The 16,936-nt window shown below is 40.6% G+C and carries 13 protein-coding genes, 1 rRNA gene and 1 pseudogene (1 of these 15 running past the window's edge); 5 read left to right on the top strand and 10 right to left on the bottom strand.

What is annotated here, in order from left to right:
* The 5 genes from rrf to AM608_RS05885 all read left to right on the top strand — a co-directional run.
* Nucleotides 1–42 (top strand): 5S ribosomal RNA (gene rrf / locus AM608_RS05905); it begins 69 nt to the left of the window's first position.
* A 187-nt stretch (nucleotides 43–229) separates the two neighbouring features.
* Nucleotides 230–2,704, top strand: a complete 2,475-nt coding sequence (locus AM608_RS05900; RefSeq protein ID WP_053581080.1) for an SLBB domain-containing protein — start codon at nucleotides 230–232, stop codon at nucleotides 2,702–2,704.
* A gap of 2 nt (nucleotides 2,705–2,706) precedes the next feature.
* On the top strand, nucleotides 2,707–3,774 hold the full coding sequence (locus AM608_RS05895) for a Wzz/FepE/Etk N-terminal domain-containing protein (RefSeq protein WP_053581079.1): 1,068 nt from the start codon (nucleotides 2,707–2,709) through the stop codon (nucleotides 3,772–3,774).
* Complete coding sequence (locus AM608_RS05890) at nucleotides 3,774–4,406, top strand: HAD family phosphatase (RefSeq protein WP_053581078.1); 633 nt, start codon at nucleotides 3,774–3,776, stop codon at nucleotides 4,404–4,406. The genes AM608_RS05895 and AM608_RS05890 overlap by 1 nt, the downstream gene beginning before the upstream one ends.
* Nucleotides 4,403–4,804 carry a pyruvate carboxyltransferase gene (locus AM608_RS05885; RefSeq protein ID WP_053581077.1) on the top strand — a complete coding sequence of 134 codons (402 nt, stop codon included), beginning with the start codon at nucleotides 4,403–4,405 and terminating at the stop codon, nucleotides 4,802–4,804. The genes AM608_RS05890 and AM608_RS05885 overlap by 4 nt, the downstream gene beginning before the upstream one ends.
* A gap of 57 nt (nucleotides 4,805–4,861) precedes the next feature.
* Here the strand turns inward: AM608_RS05885 and AM608_RS05880 are convergent, their stop codons facing one another.
* The 10 genes and pseudogenes from AM608_RS05880 to AM608_RS05830 all read right to left on the bottom strand — a co-directional run bounded on the left by AM608_RS05880 (nucleotide 4,862) and on the right by AM608_RS05830 (nucleotide 16,927).
* The gene (locus AM608_RS05880) at nucleotides 4,862–6,130 is read right to left on the bottom strand and encodes a DUF2851 family protein (protein ID WP_053581076.1); all 1,269 of its coding nucleotides are present in this window, start codon (nucleotides 6,128–6,130) and stop codon (nucleotides 4,862–4,864) included.
* 81 nt (nucleotides 6,131–6,211) lie between these two features.
* Nucleotides 6,212–6,814: a phosphatase PAP2 family protein gene (locus AM608_RS05875; RefSeq protein WP_053581075.1), complete on the bottom strand. Its 603-nt coding sequence runs from the start codon at nucleotides 6,812–6,814 to the stop codon at nucleotides 6,212–6,214.
* The gene (locus tag AM608_RS05870; protein WP_053581074.1) at nucleotides 6,814–8,568 is read right to left on the bottom strand and encodes a DEAD/DEAH box helicase; all 1,755 of its coding nucleotides are present in this window, start codon (nucleotides 8,566–8,568) and stop codon (nucleotides 6,814–6,816) included. The genes AM608_RS05875 and AM608_RS05870 overlap by 1 nt, the downstream gene beginning before the upstream one ends.
* A 187-nt stretch (nucleotides 8,569–8,755) precedes the next feature.
* On the bottom strand, nucleotides 8,756–9,298 hold the full coding sequence (locus AM608_RS05865; RefSeq protein WP_053581073.1) for a DUF3592 domain-containing protein: 543 nt from the start codon (nucleotides 9,296–9,298) through the stop codon (nucleotides 8,756–8,758).
* A gap of 12 nt (nucleotides 9,299–9,310) precedes the next feature.
* On the bottom strand, nucleotides 9,311–12,673 hold the full coding sequence (secA, locus tag AM608_RS05860) for a preprotein translocase subunit SecA (protein WP_053581072.1): 3,363 nt from the start codon (nucleotides 12,671–12,673) through the stop codon (nucleotides 9,311–9,313).
* A gap of 218 nt (nucleotides 12,674–12,891) precedes the next feature.
* Nucleotides 12,892–13,113, bottom strand: a complete 222-nt coding sequence (locus AM608_RS05855; protein WP_002673751.1) for a DUF2795 domain-containing protein — start codon at nucleotides 13,111–13,113, stop codon at nucleotides 12,892–12,894.
* A gap of 107 nt (nucleotides 13,114–13,220) precedes the next feature.
* The gene (locus tag AM608_RS05850) at nucleotides 13,221–13,577 is read right to left on the bottom strand and encodes a hypothetical protein (RefSeq protein ID WP_232207512.1); all 357 of its coding nucleotides are present in this window, start codon (nucleotides 13,575–13,577) and stop codon (nucleotides 13,221–13,223) included.
* 135 nt (nucleotides 13,578–13,712) lie between these two features.
* On the bottom strand, nucleotides 13,713–14,957 hold the full coding sequence (locus AM608_RS05845) for an efflux RND transporter periplasmic adaptor subunit (protein ID WP_053581842.1): 1,245 nt from the start codon (nucleotides 14,955–14,957) through the stop codon (nucleotides 13,713–13,715).
* A 541-nt stretch (nucleotides 14,958–15,498) separates the two neighbouring features.
* Nucleotides 15,499–16,475: pseudogene (locus AM608_RS05835) on the bottom strand (glycosyltransferase family 2 protein).
* Nucleotides 16,472–16,927 (bottom strand): type I restriction enzyme HsdR N-terminal domain-containing protein, encoded by a 456-nt coding sequence (locus AM608_RS05830; protein WP_053581070.1) that lies wholly within the window; start codon nucleotides 16,925–16,927, stop codon nucleotides 16,472–16,474. Before AM608_RS05830 ends, AM608_RS05835 begins: the two are co-directional and overlap by 4 nt.
* Between the last annotated feature and the right edge of the window lie 9 nt (nucleotides 16,928–16,936).

Genomic DNA, 16,936 nt, shown 5'->3' with positions numbered 1-16,936 from the left:
ATGGTACTACACTTGTTGTGGGAGAGTATGTCGCCGCCTTCTTATAAAGAGCAATTCTGATAAAGAATTGCTCTTTTTTTATTGTTTGAAGTTGTAGGACTGCTTGGAAGGGAGAAGGACGAGTTGGAGGGAGAGTAGGAGAATTAAAAAGAGCGGACTAAAAAAACAATATCTTGATTGCTAATTGCTAATAGTTTTGTATCTTTGCCCCAAAATCAATTATGCAATAATGTTGAAGATTAAATTACTTATTATATACTTACTTTTAGTTATCTCTCAGGCAGTAGCACAGGTGACCTCTCCTAATGCTACCTATAACAATGTGGATATCACTACTGTGAATGTGGATAACTTGAGTGATGCACAAATTAAAAATTATTGGGATCGCGCTCAAGCACAAGGTTATTCATTAGACCAATTCGTTGCTTTGGCTCGCAGTCGTGGTATGCAAGAAACGCAAGTAATGAAGCTCAAGCAGCGCATTATGCAACTCAGCACTTCTTCTGATATTAAAAACAAACTTAAAGAAAACACAAAAACAGGTAGACGCCCGGCTGAAGGTGATGATATTTTTGGTTATACCGGCAAAGAAAATAAAGATTCTATCACTACTAAACAGAAAAAGGATTCTATATTTGGAATGAGTTTCTTCAAGAATCCTAAAATATCTTTTACTCCTAATCTCAATATGGCAACTCCCGACAACTATCAAGTAGGTCCGGGTGATGAACTACTCGTGGAAGTTTGGGGGGCGACAGAAGGTTCTTTTAAGCAAAAAGTAGATGCTGAGGGGAATATATTCCTAAATGGTATCGGGCGCATTCACGTGGGAGGACTTTCGTTCAGTGAAGTGAAGGCTAAGATTAATTCACAGCTCAAGCGCATTTATTCTGGTATTTCGGCTCCTGAGGGTAGTTATGCGAAAATTTATACAGGGGTAACCATTAGTCAGGTGCGTACAGTAAAGGTGAATATCATAGGCGAAGTGGCAGTTCCTGGAACTTATTCGCTTAGTTCGCTTTCAACAGTGCTTAACGCATTATATGCTTGTGGAGGCCCTTCAGAAAGTGGTTCGTTTAGGGAAATAAACATCTTTCGTGGAGGTAAAAAAGTTGCTACTTTTGACGTGTATAATTTCCTAATAAATGGTTCAGAAAAAGGCAATATAGGTCTTAAAGACCAAGATGTGATTATTGTACCCCCATATAAAAACCGCGTATGGGTGGACGGGAAAGTAAAACGACGTGGTTTTTATGAGACTTTAGACAATGAGACGCTGGCGAACCTTATCACCTTCTTTGGAGGTTTTACCTCTGATGCTTTTACCAATACTTTGGTATTAGAGCGCATTAAAGATGCTAAACGAGAAGTAAAAGAGATTCCTTTTGCTGATATTTCAAAAGTAAAAATGCAAAATGGTGACCGCCTAAATGTACACGCTATTACTGATGAATACCATAATAGGCTCAGTATAGGCGGAGCGGTATATCAGCCTGGGGTATACGAGTTTAAAGAGGGGATGACGGCTTACGACTTACTCAACAGAGCTAACGGTGTGAGAAAAGATGCTTCCTTGAATAGAGGTCTTATCTTCCGCACTGAAAACCGTGTAGATTACCAAACACTTAGTTTTTCGGTAAAAGACCTCATAGAAAAGAAAAATGATATTCCACTAAAAGACAATGATAGTATTCATATTTTCTACAGAGATTCTCTTCAGTACAAACGCTTTGTAAAGGTAGAAGGAGCTGTAAATAAGCCTAAAGAATTACCTTTTATGGACAATATGACAGTGGAAGACGTGATTTCGTTGGCAGGAGGTTTGGCTAATGGTGCAGACCCTTCGATGATTGAGGTATTTAGAGAAACTAACGATGGTAATTTTCAGAAACTAAGTCAAGCCTTTAAAGTATCGTCTAACCACCAGTTAGAGCCCCAAGGAGAACGACTTACCTTGCAACCTAACGATGTAGTATCGGTACGTTATATCAAAGGATTTACTCCTATGCAAACTGTAACGGTAATGGGAGAAGTGCTCTACCCAGGTGTTTATAGTATTCAATCTAAAGACGAACGTGTTTCGGATTTATTAGAACGTGTGGGCGGTTTTACTCCCTTTGCCTATAAAGAAGGACTTACTCTTGTGAGAAAGAAGACAGATGAGGGTGATATTCAGCAAGAAGATTTCTTAAAAGAACTCATTGAGATTGAGAACGACACGAGCAGTAGCACTTCGAATAAAACACTAAGAAGAGTAGCTAAAAAAAGCAATGAGTATCGCATAGGGCTTGATGTAAAAAAGATATTAAACCGAAAACACAGCAAATATGACCTCTTGCTCAATGACGGAGATATGTTATTAGTCCCTTCAGAAAAACAAACTGTGGAAATTAGAGGAGAAGTATTAGCGCCTTCATTAGTGCGTTATGAAAAAGGAGCTTCTATACATCAGTATGTCAGTAGTGCAGGAGGCTTTGCCAGCAGAGCGAAGAGGAGTGCTATTTATGTGATGTATGCCAATGGAGATATAAAGGCAACACGCACCTCTCTATTCTTTAAAAACTACCCAAAAATAGAGCCTGGGGCTATTATTATAGTACCTTCAAAACCCGAAAAACAACGTCTTACAACCGGAGAAACGGTGGGTATCATTTCGGCTATTACTACTATGGGAGTGTTAATTTATAGTGCTTTTAAAAAATAAGTATGGAAAATAATCATCACAATACGATAAGAGAAGAAGATGAAATTGATTTGTTACAGCTTATCAATAAGCTTTGGAGGGCTAAGAAATCAATTGCTGTATTTACGTTGATATTTATGGTTATAGGGGTATTAGTAGCCTTATTTTCGGCTAAAGAATATACCGCTACCACTATTATGGTACCACAAGCAACTGATAGCAAATCGACAGGAGGATTGGGGGGACTTGCAGCTATGGCAGGGATTAATTTAGGAGGAAACAATGCAGATGCTATTCCACTTACTACCTACTCCAAGATTATTGAAAGTGTTCCGTTTAAAAAGAAATTAGCACAGACGAAGCTTACATTTTCAGGTATTCCTAATCCAATTACCTATGAGCAATATTGTAAAAACTATGCGAAACCGAGCATTTGGAGCAGTGTGATGAGTATTTTCCGTTCAAATCCTTCTGAACCGTCTATTAAGATACAAGACACCACTCATATTACGAGTATTAGTAGAGAGGAGAGGGCTATTCTAAATAGTATCGATAATAATATCAAGTTGAATTTAAACGAAAAAGAGGGTTATATTACGCTATCGTATGCAATGCCTGAAGCACTTCCTGCGGCACAAATGTTGCAAAGTGCGCAACAGTTATTGCAAGAAACAGTAACTGAGTTTAAATTGCAAAAAGCAAAAGAAGAGTTCGACTTTGTACAACAACGTTTTATCGAAGCTGAAAAAGATTTTAAGGCAAAACAATATGCTGTGGCAGGTTTTCAAGACCGCAATCGTGACCTTTTTAGCAATTTGCCTCAAACGCGTTTGCAACAACTACAAGCTGAGTATAACTTAGCTTTTAATGTATATACTGAATTAGCTAAGCAACTTGAAACCAAACGTATTAAGATGAAGGAAGACCAACCAATATTTACCATTATTGAGCCTGTGAGCGTACCTAACGAACGTTCTAAACCTAAACGAATGATGATTATTGCCATTTGGACGTTTGTAGGACTCATTATAGGAATAGGTAATGTTTTTCTAAAAGACTTTAGACAACAACTTAAATCTAATAACGACTAATGACTAACAACTATATTATCTTTGATATGGACGGGGTGCTATTAGACAGTGAACCAATGCACCAAGAGATTATTTATGAGACTTTTCAGCTGAAAGGTATTCCGTTAGACAAGGCGTATATACAAACTCTCACGGGAATGTCGGCTTTTCCAATGTGGGAAAAGGTAAAACGCGATGCCCAGCGAACAGAAAGTGTAGAGGAGCTAATGCAGTTTCACCGCGATTACTTTTTTAAACGATTACCCGAAATGAAAGTACCTTTAGTGCCTCACATAAAAGAAGTGTTAGAGAAATTTAAGAATGAAGGAAAACACCTATCATTAGCTTCTTCATCTGGACGCAAACTCATTGATATTTTTACTCAACAAACAAATATAGCACACTATTTTGAAGTGATAATGAGTGGCGATGATGTGCAATACAGCAAACCTAATCCCGAAATATTCCTAAAGGTAGCCCAATGGTATGGATTACCAGCAACACAATTTACAGTGATAGAGGACAGTACCAATGGCGTGAAAGCTGCCAAAAGTGCTAATATGAAATGTATAGGTTTTGACAACCCGCTATCTGGCGGACAAGATTTAAGTCAAGCTGACCTACTTATCCATTCAATGCAAGAACTTTTATGACAAACAGTAATATACAACTCATAGAATGTGTAACGATAGCCAATGAGGATTATTTACAATCTTTATTGGCTGTTGGTTTTTATGGTCTTGCCCTCAGAGCCGAGCTACACCCTTTAGTTTGTCATTTAGATTTTTCAAATACCCAAACTAAAATTCTGCTCTTAGACGACGAACTGCCTGCTATTGCAAAACAAGGTATTACTATTAGCAGTTTAGCTACTGCCTACCGATCTGGTACTACGCGTTTTTATAGTGCTATCAAAGGTTATGGTGGCTATCTTCCTACTGAAAAACTCCTCACCTTCTTCCAAGCCCAACACCTCCCTACGGGTATAAACCTGCTCGCTTTTGAGAGTGCTTATAACGAAGCGCTACATCAGGTAACAGGTAATAGGTAACAGATAACAAGTAAAGCTGGATATGAGAGTAAGTTTAATAGCTTTTATCAATTTTTTTTACTTTCTCCCTAAAATCGAAATCCCTATAGCACAATCTAAACAGCGTTTGGATAGGCAATAGTGTTTGTATTGTTGTAGAAGTACTTGGGTATCGAAAGCAGTGGCAACAGAGACTCCTAATTGTTGGTATTGAGTGATAATGCTGTTGCTCTCAGCTGTCATTGTTTTAAGTTCTTCGATGAGAGATTCACTCACGTCCTTGCCTAAACTTTGGTAATAGGTATATTTGAGTGGAATGAATACATTTATCCAAATAAGTGTGATGAGACTCGTACTGATAGGCTTTTTTACTTTTTTAGAAGTCTTGGTAAAGGTATAGTGGGTTTCCCAAAATTCGGAGACCCCTACGGCAAAGAGTTTTTGGATACTTTTGAAATCATTCACTTCAAGGATTTGTGAAAACAAACCTTCATTTAGTTCGTATAGCTGTGCGAGTTGCGAGAGTCGGATAGTGGGAAAGCCTTGCGGACGCAAACCGGTGAAATGTATTTTTACTACGGGTGCAGAAAGGTTGTATTTCTGTTGTAGGTAGTGATAATTTTGCAATAGCTCACGTGGATAGGTGAGTTCAGTTTCTTCGGGGAGTAAGCCTGCTTGCCCCAATAGTAGTGCTTCTAAATACAAGGGGTGTGAACGCTCTTTGCGGATAATAGCAAAATCGAGATGTTTGCCCAATTGCAGGAAGGCTTCGCCGTTTACAGTACCTCCAAAAGACTTGAGAAGCATACAAAAAAGTACTTTCTCCCAATCGAAATTGGCAGCTTTCCACAACTCGTTTACAACAGTGGCTTTTTCTTCTAAACGTTCCACTAACAAACGCTCATTCCACGAAAGCAAAGTAATGGCAGGTATAGTGGTATATTCTTTTTCACAAGGAATAAACTGGTAGTGTGAGGCTACAGTCGTATTGTATCGCTCTAAGAGTTCGGGGGAGATAAGGCCTCGGAGTTCTAAAGTGGGAATAGGCTGGTTGTTAGCATCGAATACTTCTATATCGTGTTCCCAAACTACGTGCAGAATCACATTGCGATAGGCAGGATCACTCTCGTGACCGTGCACATACCAATGTGATGATTTGAGATGCATTTCTACATTACCTGCCCATTGCTGCTCACCTATAAGCAGTTGGGCACTTTGGAAATCGGGACCTGAAAGAGAATTATACTCACCAAATGAGAGAATTTGCAAGCGCTCTCCTGTAGTAAGTACAGTGCTGAGAGGTACTTTTTTGTATTTCCATAGGTAGTGTAAGAAATCTTCTTTCATTTTGTTTAGGTAAGAGATAAGAGATAAGAGGTAAAGCCAGCGAGAACTCAGAGTTGGATATGTGAGTAATAGATAACAAGTTTAGGTAGCTTTTGAGGATTGTCCCCTTTCGGGGGTTCGGGGGTTTTTTAACTTCTTTTCCACAAATAGAAAGAGAAAATAATAAAGAGTAGCTAAGAGTGTACCGAAAATCCAACCTACCAATACATCACCTGGGAAATGCACGCCTAAATAAATACGGCTATAACTTACAATAATTGACCAGCAGAGCAATAGAGTGACGATATATCGGGCGTTTTTTCTAAGCAAGTAACTAAAAAATACGGCTATTGCCATTGTATTGGCAGCGTGTGCTGAAAAGAACCCATACTTACCACCGCAAATCACCATTCGCATTTGTCCGATAAGACTCTCATCGTGACAAGGGCGCAAGCGCTGGAATCCGTACTTGAAAACGTTCGCCAACTGGTCGGTAGTGGTGATGAGAAGGGCGATGAATACCAAGATGAGCAACACTCGTTTCCAATGGAAATACTTGAAACACAAGTATAACAAAAAAGCGTAGAGGGGGATAGACGAGAGTTCATTGGTGATTACTAACCAAAGGCTATCGACTTCGAGTGTCCCCCAACTATTGAGGGAACAGAGCAATTGCTTATCCGTTTCTATAAGGTATTCTAACATTATTTACGTTTTTTCTTCTTTTTAAAAGCTTGTTGGAGAGCTTCAGCAGTCTTTTGTTTGCGACTTTCTCTTTGTCCTTTTTTGCGATTTCTACTCTCATCGTTGCCGTGTCTTCTACCGTCATCATTTCCGCGTTTGCGTCCGCCACGGTCTCTGCCAGCTCCTTTGGTAGAGAGTTCTACATTGATAAAGCGACCGTCCATTTGGAAGTCGGTAAAGGTGCTCATCACCAAATCGGAGAGGTCGGCATCGGTATTGAAGAAAGAGAAACTGTTCTTTACATCTACTTTGAAAACATCATCACGACCTAAATTAAGGGTTGCTTTGAGGAAATCTTTGAGAGATTTCCAGTCGTAGCCATCGCGTTCACCTATGTTGATGAAATAACGCACTTCATCGCTATTACCCCCACTGCGACTTTCGCGCTCGTTCTCTACCGATAAGTTTTCGGCATTTTTATAATAATTGAAGAAACGCGTAAACTCTACTGAGAATATTTTCTTGATGAGCTCTTCACGATTTACTTCTTGCAGTTCTTTATAGATAGCTGGCAAATAATCGTCAATGGCAGGATTTACTTCTGTATTTTTGAGGTTGTTAGCCAAGTGATAGAGCTGTATTTCACAGATTTCCATACCCGACGGCAATTGTTTCTGCTCAAAAGGTTGCCCTATCATCTTTTCGATAGTTTTTATTTTCTTCACCTCACTTTTTGGCAAAATTACCATCGAAATTCCCGATTTACCAGCACGACCTGTACGTCCACTGCGGTGGTTGTAGGTTTCTATTTCATCGGGCAATTGGTAGTGAATTACGTGAGTGATATCGTCTACATCAATACCGCGGGCTGCTACATCGGTAGCGACGAGCATTTGTATTTGGCGTGCGCGGAAAGATTTCATCACCAAATCACGTTGATTCTGACTCAAATCACCGTGAAGGGCAGCAGCATTGTAGCCGTCTTCGATGAGTTTTTCGGCTACTGCCTGCGTATCACGTTTGGTTCGGCAAAATACTACCGAGAAGATATCAGGATTAGCATCGGCGAGGCGTTTTAGGGCTTGGTATCTATGGCGACCGCTCACTATATAGTACTCGTGTTGCACGGTGTTAGTAGCCTGATTGCGAGTTCCTACTGTTATTTCGATAGGTTTACGCATAAACTTGCGCGCTATCTTAGCCACCTCGTTAGGCATAGTAGCCGAAAAGAGCCAAGTACTTTTTTCTTGAGAGGTATGCGATAGAATTGCGGTAATATCTTCATAGAAGCCCATATTGAGCATTTCGTCGGCTTCGTCGAGCACACAATAGTTGATATGACTGATATCTACGAAGTTACGGCGTATCATATCTTGCATACGCCCAGGAGTAGCCACGATAATTTGTGCGCCTTTTTTGAGGCTACGCGCTTGTTCCTCAATACTTGCGCCGCCATATACCGCCACTACGTTCACCTTAGGGAGGTACTTAGCATAATTGCGGAGTTCAGAAGCGATTTGCAAGCAGAGTTCGCGTGTAGGCGAAAGGATAAGCCCTTGGGTTACACGGCTATCAGTATCGATAAGTTGGAGGAGAGGAAAGCCAAAAGCGGCTGTTTTACCAGTACCTGTTTGGGCTAAAGCTACCATATCAGCACCATTTGCCAAAAGAGTAGGAATGGCTTTTTGCTGAATTTCAGAAGGAGTTTCAAAGCCCATATCGCTGATGGCTTTGAGGATAGGTTCATCAAGACCTAATTGTTCAAATAAATTCATTAATACAATTTGTAAATTAGCAAATTGGCCAATTTGCTAATGTATTTTAAAGCGCAAAGGTACAACAATATTTTCAATTGACAATTGATAATTGACAATTAAGAAGAAAAAACTTTGCCAAAGGTGCGAGCCGCACAGGCAGGAAACTTTGGCAAAGTATAATAAATAATTTATATTGTGTTTCTGCTTATTTTTTTATGAAAAAGGAAACAATCAAGAGAATTATTGCAATGGACATTATTGCAAACCCTGCTACGCGAAACCCCTTATAAAAAAACGTTTTATCTTTATCGTCTACTATCTGGTGTTCACTGGGAGTTTCGGGCAAATAAGCTACTGTAATACTCTCGCCTGCTCGATAATTGGTTTGACGGCTACCACTATGAGCCCCAAAATAGGTTACACAAAAAGTATGAGCCGAATTAGCATATTTCAAGTTTATAGGGGCGTTTGAGTTTAGAACAAGAGGTTTTACAATATAAGTATTTTCTCCTACAGTATACTTATAGACTACATAAGTCCTATTATTAAAACCAATACCCCCTATACCTTGACTGCCTGATTTGACAATTTCTAATACTTCTCCTTGTGCTTTCCCTTGATATAGTTTTTTGTTCTTTTCGGTAATTCTTTTGTTAATCTCAGCAGTAACCAAGAATACAAGCGCAAACAGAAAGAATATGCCAGAGCTTAGCAACATTCCCATTTGGTTGTTCATTTGGTTGTCCATTACCTTAGTGATCTATTTATTGGATACTAAAATCCACTCTCCGCTGTTTATTAGGGGATCAGCTTGTTTGAACTTGAGCTCTTTGCGTTCACCGGTGCGGATGTTTTGGATTACTACCTTATCGTTACGACCAATTTTAGGTTGTTCGCGTACGATGGTTTCTACTACCGAACGGCGCTGTGAGGCTTGTTGCCCTACTTCACGGGCGCGTTGCGCCATTTCATCGCTGTTGAGGGCTTCTTCCTTATTGGTTTGATAGCGTTCACGAGTGCGTTGTGGCGCGTGGGCTTCCTGTACGGGTGGATTTTGAGTAGGCAATTCGGCTTTGAACAAGAAAGAAATAATCTCTTTGTTTACCTTATCGACCATAGCTTTGAACAACTGATAGGCTTCGAACTTATAGATGAGTAGTGGGTCTTTCTGTTCGTGTACCGCTAATTGTACAGATTGTTTAAGCTCGTCCATACGGCGGAGGTGCGTTTTCCACTCCTCGTCGATGATGCCAAGGGTAATATTCTTCTCGAAATCGCTTACGAGTTTCTTACCTTGGGTTTCGTATGCCTCTTTGAGGTCGGTTACGATGTTGAGCATCTTTTCGCCATCGGTGAAAGGCACGACGATGCGCTCGTAAGTATTATTAGGATTTTCGTATACCTCTTTAATCACTGGAAAGGCTTGAGCGGCACTGCGTTCAGCTTTTTCCTGATAGTGTTTGAGCGCTTCGTGATACAAGGTGAAAGTAAGGTCGTTTGGCGATTGTTTAGCAAATTCGGCTTCTGAAATTTGTGTTTTCAGTGAGAAATATTTGATGAGCTCGAAAGTGAAATTCTTGTAGTTATTTCCACCTTTGTTGTTTTCTACTATATTCTCGCAAGTATCAAATATCATATTTGCCAAATCCACTTTTAGGCGTTCACCTTCAAGAGCGTGGCGACGGCGTTTATAAATTTGCTTGCGTTGTGCGTTCATCACGTCGTCGTACTCTAACAGACGTTTACGCATACCGAAGTTGTTTTCTTCTACCTTTTTCTGAGCTGCCTCGATGCGTTTGGTCATCATAGAGTGCTGAATTACATCGCCTTCTTTGTGACCTAAGCTGTCCATTAGTCGGGCGATACGTTCAGAACCGAAGAGACGCATTAGGTTATCTTCGAGAGAAACGAAGAAGAGTGAGCTACCAGGGTCACCTTGACGACCAGAACGACCGCGCAACTGACGATCGACACGGCGAGAGTCGTGGCGTTCGGTACCTATAATTGCCAAACCTCCTGCAGCTTTTACTTCGGGAGTTAACTTGATATCGGTACCACGTCCCGCCATATTGGTTGCGATGGTTACCACACCACTATGTCCGGCTTCGGCTACGATTTCAGCTTCTTTTTTATGCAATTTCGCATTCAACACATTGTGTTTCACCTTGCGCATTGTAAGCATACGGCTGAGGAGTTCGGACACTTCTACAGAAGTGGTACCTATCAACACAGGACGACCTGCTTCGGATAGTTTTACTACCTCATCGATTACGGCGTTGTATTTCTCGCGTTTTGTTTTATAGATAAGGTCGTTGTGGTCTTTACGAGCAATAGGACGGTTCGTAGGGATTTCCATTACATCGAGTTTATAGATTTCCCAGAACTCACCTGCCTCGGTGATAGCAGTACCCGTCATACCCGCTAACTTGCTATACATACGGAAGTAGTTTTGCAAGGTAATAGTCGCATAGGTTTGGGTAGCTGCCTCAATTTTCACATTCTCTTTGGCTTCAATCGCTTGGTGCAAACCATCGGAATAACGACGACCGTCCATAATACGACCTGTTTGTTCATCGACGATGAGCACTTTGTTATCAATTACTACATACTCTACATCTTTTTCAAAGAGAGTGTAGGCTTTGAGCAATTGGTTAAGCGTGTGAATGCGTTCGCTTTTTACGCTAAAATCTTGGAATAATTTATCTTTTAGTTTAGCTTCTTCTTCAATAGGAAGACCTTGGTTCTCGATATTGGCAATTTCTACCCCAATATCAGGTAAAACAAAGAAATCTTTATCGCCATCGTAGGCAATATCAGCAAAACCTTTATCAGTAAGCTCGATTTGGTTATTTTTCTCATCAATCACGAAGTACAATTCGGCATCTACCTTTGGCATTTCGCGATTGTTATCCTGCATATAGTAATTTTCTGTTTTTTGGAGCAGTTGTTTTACCCCTTCTTCGCTGAGGAACTTGATGAGCGCTTTGTTTTTAGGCAAACCACGATACACGCGCAAGAGTTGGAATCCCCCTTCTTTGGTATCCCCTTCGGCGATGAGTTTGCGGGCATCGGCTAATACTTTGGTGAGGTAAGTACGCTGTTTGTTTACCAAATTTTCTACTAAAGGTTTCAGTTCGTTGAACTCGTGCAATTCGCCTTTAGGGGTAGGACCTGAGATGATGAGCGGTGTACGAGCATCGTCTATCAATACAGAGTCGACCTCATCGACAATGGCATAGTTGTGAGCGCGTTGTACCAAATCTTCGGGGGTGTGCGCCATATTGTCGCGGAGGTAGTCAAACCCAAATTCGTTGTTAGTTCCGTAGGTAATATCGGCGTTGTAAGCACGGCGACGGGCTTCGGAGTTAGGTTGGTGATTGTCGATACAATCCACGCGCAAACCGTGGAATTCAAATAAAGGTCCCATCCAAGCACTATCTCGGCGTGCCAAATAGTCGTTCACGGTTACCAGGTGCACTCCATTCCCCGTTAGGGCATTGAGGTAGACTGGCAAGGTAGCCACAAGGGTTTTACCTTCCCCTGTTTGCATTTCGGCAATCTTGCCTTGGTGAAGGGCAATACCTCCAATGAGCTGTACATCGTAGTGTACCATATCCCAAGTAACATCTTTACCAGCGGCGTCCCAGTGGTTTTTCCACACGGCTTTATCACCCTCAATCGTCACATAGTCGTGGGTAGCCGATAGTTCGCGGTCGTGTTCGGTAGCTGTTACGGTAATTGTTTCGTTATTAGCAAAACGACGGGTAGTTTCCTTCATAGTAGCGAAGGCTTCGGGAAGAATCTCGTTCAATACCTTTTCGGAGACTTGATAGGCTTCGCCGTTGAGTTTATCTATTTCGGTATAGAGGTCTTCTTTAGCGTCGATATCGTCGGTAGCGTTTGCTTGGACTTCGAGTTCGGCTATTTTATTATCGAACTCGGCGCGAGCGTCTTTTATTCTTTGTTTGAACTCAATAGTTTTTGCGCGCAACTCATCATTAGAGATATTTTCTAACTGAGAGGCGTAAGTTTTTATCTTTTCAACGATAGGTTGGATTGCTTTTAAGTCGTTTTTGGCTTTGTCGCCAACGAAAATTTTAATAAGGGAATTGATAATGCTCATTATAATGATTAATGATTAATAATTAATGATTAACTTTGCCAAAGGTCGTAGCACGACAGGCAATTTAAAACTTTGGTAAAGGTGACCCTACAAGTTTGTCAATAAATATACCAAAAGGCGAGAACTGACAATTTGTCACTATATTGATTTGCTAATCTGCTACTTTGCTGATTTGCAAATTAAAAAAAGTCTCCTCAGAGAGACTTTTATTTTTGTTTTTAATATTCATCTTCATTCCATAGGTAATCTTCCTCCGACGGGTAATCAGGCCAGATTTCGTCGATAGATTCATACATATCACCTTCGTCTTCTATTTCTTGAAGGTTTTCCACCACTTCCATAGGAGCGCCTGTACGGATAGCATAATCGATAAGCTCGTCTTTAGTAGCAGGCCAAGGAGCATCACTTAAATAAGATGCAAGTTCTAACGTCCAATACATAAACTAATAGAATTTTATAAATTTTGCGCAAAAGTAATACTTTTTATTTATTATACAAAATAATTTGCTAATTTGTCACGGTGTGTATAGCCTTTCTTCATTTTGTGCTACTCACAAAATATCAGAGCAGGTTCTTTCAGATATACATTTAGCACTACCGAATCTTTCTCTTTCATCTTTATATTATTTATATACACACCTTTATACCCTGAAAAAGTAGTGACTTGCACATCGTATTTTCTATTAGGAAGAAGATAAAAATTAGCTTCTTTATAATTTGAAATAATAGGCAGTCCATTAATATGTAAATACAAATTACTAGTTGACAAAGAGCCGTCTCCTTCAAAAATTTTAATATTTAAAATACTTTTAACCGACGCCCTTTTACTTTTATAATAAGACAATGAGTAATCATCGCCTTTCTTGCCAATTTTCTCTTGATAAGGATCTATTTGCCTTTTCATAGAATTGCAACTACTAAGAAATATTAGAAGACTAATTACAAAGATTGTTAGGATTTGCTTCACGTTCATATTTTGCTATTTTAAATATTTCTTCTTTCTCTTCGTCAGATAGTTTTTGATATTCTACTGTTCTTTCTAATTTGATAATTTGTTAACTTTTTCATTATTCTTAAGAGTCTTAGATATCACATTATAAGGTCCGGTGATAATAGTCTCGTCTTTGGCTACACCTGAAAGGATTTCGATATTCACATTGTCTTGAATGCCAGTAGTTACCGCACGGAGTTCGGCTTTACCGTCTTTGAGTACAAACACCGCTTCCTGCTTTTTGTCGGCTTCTTCCTTAGGAGTTTTAGGGTCGATTTCAGATTTCTTCCTTACAATAATGGCACTGATAGGTACTGCAACTGCGTCTTTTTTGGTTTGGGTGATAATGTCTACCGTTGCGGTCATACCTGGACGGAAGGGCGAATAGCCAACCGGTTTGTTTTCCGAGAGGTCTTTATACGATGCTTCTTCGATGTGTATCTTGACTTTGAAGTTCGTTACTTGGTCTGCGCTGGTGGTGGCATTGGCGGTATTGGCGATATTGGTAACGGTACCTTTGAACACGCGTTTTAGGTAAGCATCTACTTCGACATTCACCGAGTCGCCTACGCTTATTTTTACGATATCGTTCTCATTTACATCTACTTCCACTTCCATATTATGAAGATTTGCCACACGCATAATCTCGGTACCCGTCATTTGCATCGTACCTACCACGCGCTCGCCTAACTCTACGCTGAGCTTAGAAATGGTGCCATCGGTAGGAGAATAAATAATCGTTTTTTTGAGGTTGTCTTGGGCTTCGGAAACACTTGCCATTGCACTCTGTACGTTAAAACGAGCTGACTCGCGAGAGGCTTTGGCTACCTCGTAGGCTGAAACAGCTTTATCCCAATCGGATTTTGAGATTACGCCCTTATCGAACAACACTTTGTTGCGCTTATAACTCTCTTCGGCTTCTTTGAGGGTAGCGCTGGACTGTTGTAAGCTGGCGCGTACGGTTTCTAAACTTGCAGCACTACGTTTTACTACCGATTGGTAAATATCGGGGTTGATGCGCACCAAAAGGTCGCCTTTTTTTACCATTTGCCCTTCTTTTACAGGGAGTTCTATAATTTCGCCTGATACTTCCGACGATAACTTGATTTCTAATTCGGGTTGTATTTTTCCTGTAGCCGACACTTTTTGGATGAGTGTTGTAGGAATTACTTTTTGAGTTTCGACGTTTATGGCAGAATTTTCTTCGCCAAACCAACCAGCTTTTTTACCAATAATCAAAATGATAATTAGCAATATAACGGCTAAAATAATGAGAACGGTTTTTCTTTTCATAATAGTGAAGTTGTTTTCAGGTGCAAAAGTATAAAACAATTAGTAAATTAGCAAATTTGAAAATGAGAAAATGAGAGAATGAGAGAATGGGAGAATTAGAAAATGAGAGAATTAACAGATTAGAAAATGGGGTAAATGCCAATAATGCCAATAATACCAGAAATGCCAATAATACCACCAAGGGGAATAGACAAGTCGAACTTTTCGGACGGGTCGGACAGGTCAGAGGAGGGGTTGTAGTATTCGGAAAGAAACGAAAAAGAGCGGAAGAGAGAAGGGTGGGGTTTTGATAAAAAAAGACTGTAAGGAGGGTGGGGTTAGCTTATAGAGAGCTTATAGGAAGCTTATACGAATCTTGGACGATTGGTATAGAAAGGATATATAAGTTATTGATTCATATTGTGATACAACAACGCTAAAAATGTTAAAAACGGGGTTTCGAGGCGAAAGAAAGAGGAAGAGGTGATAGGCTATAGTCCATAGGCACTAGGGGGGAAGTGTGACAGAAAAGATAATTGTTATATATCAAACAGACATCTATTTATCTATCGCCTACAACAAAGTGTTCCCACACAATGGATTTCTTTTGGTAATAATCAGTGATAAGTTGAGAAGGACGCTTCTTTTTAAAGAAGTGAAATCTTTTATAGAAATGAAGATGTGCCTTCACAATCGCCCACATAAAACGCGGCTTGCCCTGCAAAAGGAAACGCACTCCTGCAATGCCGTCCAACACCATACGGAGGAAGAGCGTAGTGTAAAGGCTTTTGGAAGGGAGGTTTTTCAGTAACATAAAAAGACTGTTACGGAAGTTGAGGTAGGTTTTCTTAGGGTTGGTAGCCGTGAGTGTTGCCCCTCCCACGTGATAGACGGTACTCTCGGCGCAATACACTACCTGCTTGCCGAGGTGATGTACCCGCCAACACAAGTCGACTTCTTCTTGATGTGCGAAGAAATCTTCGTCGAAGCCACCTAATAGGTGAAATATTTCTGCGCGAATAAAAAACACGCCCCCGATGCCCAGAAGATAGGGGAGGGGGAAGGGGTGTTGTACTGACCTTTATCTTCTTCTACGCGCTCAAATACTCTCCCCCTGCAATACGGAAACCCGTACTTGTCGATAAAGCCCCCAGCCGCTCCTGCGTACTCGAAATAAGAGGGGCGTTTTTCATCTTTTATCTTGGGTTGTACTACGGCAATGCGTTCGTCTTCAAAAGTGCGTAATATGGGAGTGAGCCAGCCTTCGGTTACTCGTACATCGGAGTTGAGCAGACAGTAGATATCAGCTTCAATGTGTTGTAAAGCGTGATTATACCCCCCTGCATACCCACTATTAGTAGGGTTTTTTAGGATAGTTACTTCGGGGAAGTGTGAGCGTAGAAAAGCGACGGAATCGTCGGTAGAAGCATTGTCAATCACATAGATTTGCCCTTCGGAAGTATATTGTACTACCGAGGGGAGGAATTGTTGCAACAGTGTTTTGCCGTTCCAGTTGAGTATTACGATGGCGAGAGTCATAGTGTGAGGTCGTTATAATGAGGAAGGTCTGCTAAGAATATATATTTGTATTGGTTATAGTCTGTTTGGCAATAATAATGAGTAATGCCATTAGTGACCATTAGGTATTGGGCATTGAGGCTGAGGTTATAGCGTGCAATCTGGTCGAATGTTTGTTGGGTGATAGTCACGCTAGGCGCTTTGCATTCCACTACCAAGAACACGACTCCTTTTTTGGAATAGACTACCACGTCGTAACGCTTAGTGAGTCCGTTTACAGAGAGCTTTTTCTCGACATTGATGAGCGATTTTGGATAACCTTTTTCTTCTATGAGGAAATGTACTACGTGTTGGCGCACCCATTCTTCGGGTTGTAGTACCACGTACTTGCGACGAATAAGGTCGAATATCCACAGCTTATCGTCAGCTTTTTTCAGGCGAAAAGAGTAGTTTTTGAAATTTAGAGCTTCCATACTGCAAAA

This window comes from Capnocytophaga sp. oral taxon 323 (assembly GCF_001278825.1).
Taxonomy (GTDB): Bacteria; Bacteroidota; Bacteroidia; order Flavobacteriales; family Flavobacteriaceae; genus Capnocytophaga; species Capnocytophaga ochracea.
This window is presented reverse-complemented; position numbering and strand designations above follow the sequence as displayed.

What these genes read in the sequence shown, in the direction of transcription:
- AM608_RS05900 (WP_053581080.1), top strand. Translation starts at nt 230, where the DNA reads ATGTTGAAGATTAAATTACTTATTATATACTTACTTTTAGTTATCTCT.
- AM608_RS05895 (WP_053581079.1), top strand. Translation starts at nt 2,707, where the DNA reads ATGGAAAATAATCATCACAATACGATAAGAGAAGAAGATGAAATTGAT.
- AM608_RS05890 (WP_053581078.1), top strand. Translation starts at nt 3,774, where the DNA reads ATGACTAACAACTATATTATCTTTGATATGGACGGGGTGCTATTAGAC.
- AM608_RS05885 (WP_053581077.1), top strand. Translation starts at nt 4,403, where the DNA reads ATGACAAACAGTAATATACAACTCATAGAATGTGTAACGATAGCCAAT.
- AM608_RS05880 (WP_053581076.1), bottom strand. Translation starts at nt 6,130, where the DNA reads ATGAAAGAAGATTTCTTACACTACCTATGGAAATACAAAAAAGTACCT.
- AM608_RS05875 (WP_053581075.1), bottom strand. Translation starts at nt 6,814, where the DNA reads ATGTTAGAATACCTTATAGAAACGGATAAGCAATTGCTCTGTTCCCTC.
- AM608_RS05870 (WP_053581074.1), bottom strand. Translation starts at nt 8,568, where the DNA reads ATGAATTTATTTGAACAATTAGGTCTTGATGAACCTATCCTCAAAGCC.
- AM608_RS05865 (WP_053581073.1), bottom strand. Translation starts at nt 9,298, where the DNA reads ATGGACAACCAAATGAACAACCAAATGGGAATGTTGCTAAGCTCTGGC.
- secA (WP_053581072.1), bottom strand. Translation starts at nt 12,673, where the DNA reads ATGAGCATTATCAATTCCCTTATTAAAATTTTCGTTGGCGACAAAGCC.
- AM608_RS05855 (WP_002673751.1), bottom strand. Translation starts at nt 13,113, where the DNA reads ATGTATTGGACGTTAGAACTTGCATCTTATTTAAGTGATGCTCCTTGG.
- AM608_RS05850 (WP_232207512.1), bottom strand. Translation starts at nt 13,577, where the DNA reads ATGAAAAGGCAAATAGATCCTTATCAAGAGAAAATTGGCAAGAAAGGC.
- AM608_RS05845 (WP_053581842.1), bottom strand. Translation starts at nt 14,957, where the DNA reads ATGAAAAGAAAAACCGTTCTCATTATTTTAGCCGTTATATTGCTAATT.
- AM608_RS05830 (WP_053581070.1), bottom strand. Translation starts at nt 16,927, where the DNA reads ATGGAAGCTCTAAATTTCAAAAACTACTCTTTTCGCCTGAAAAAAGCT.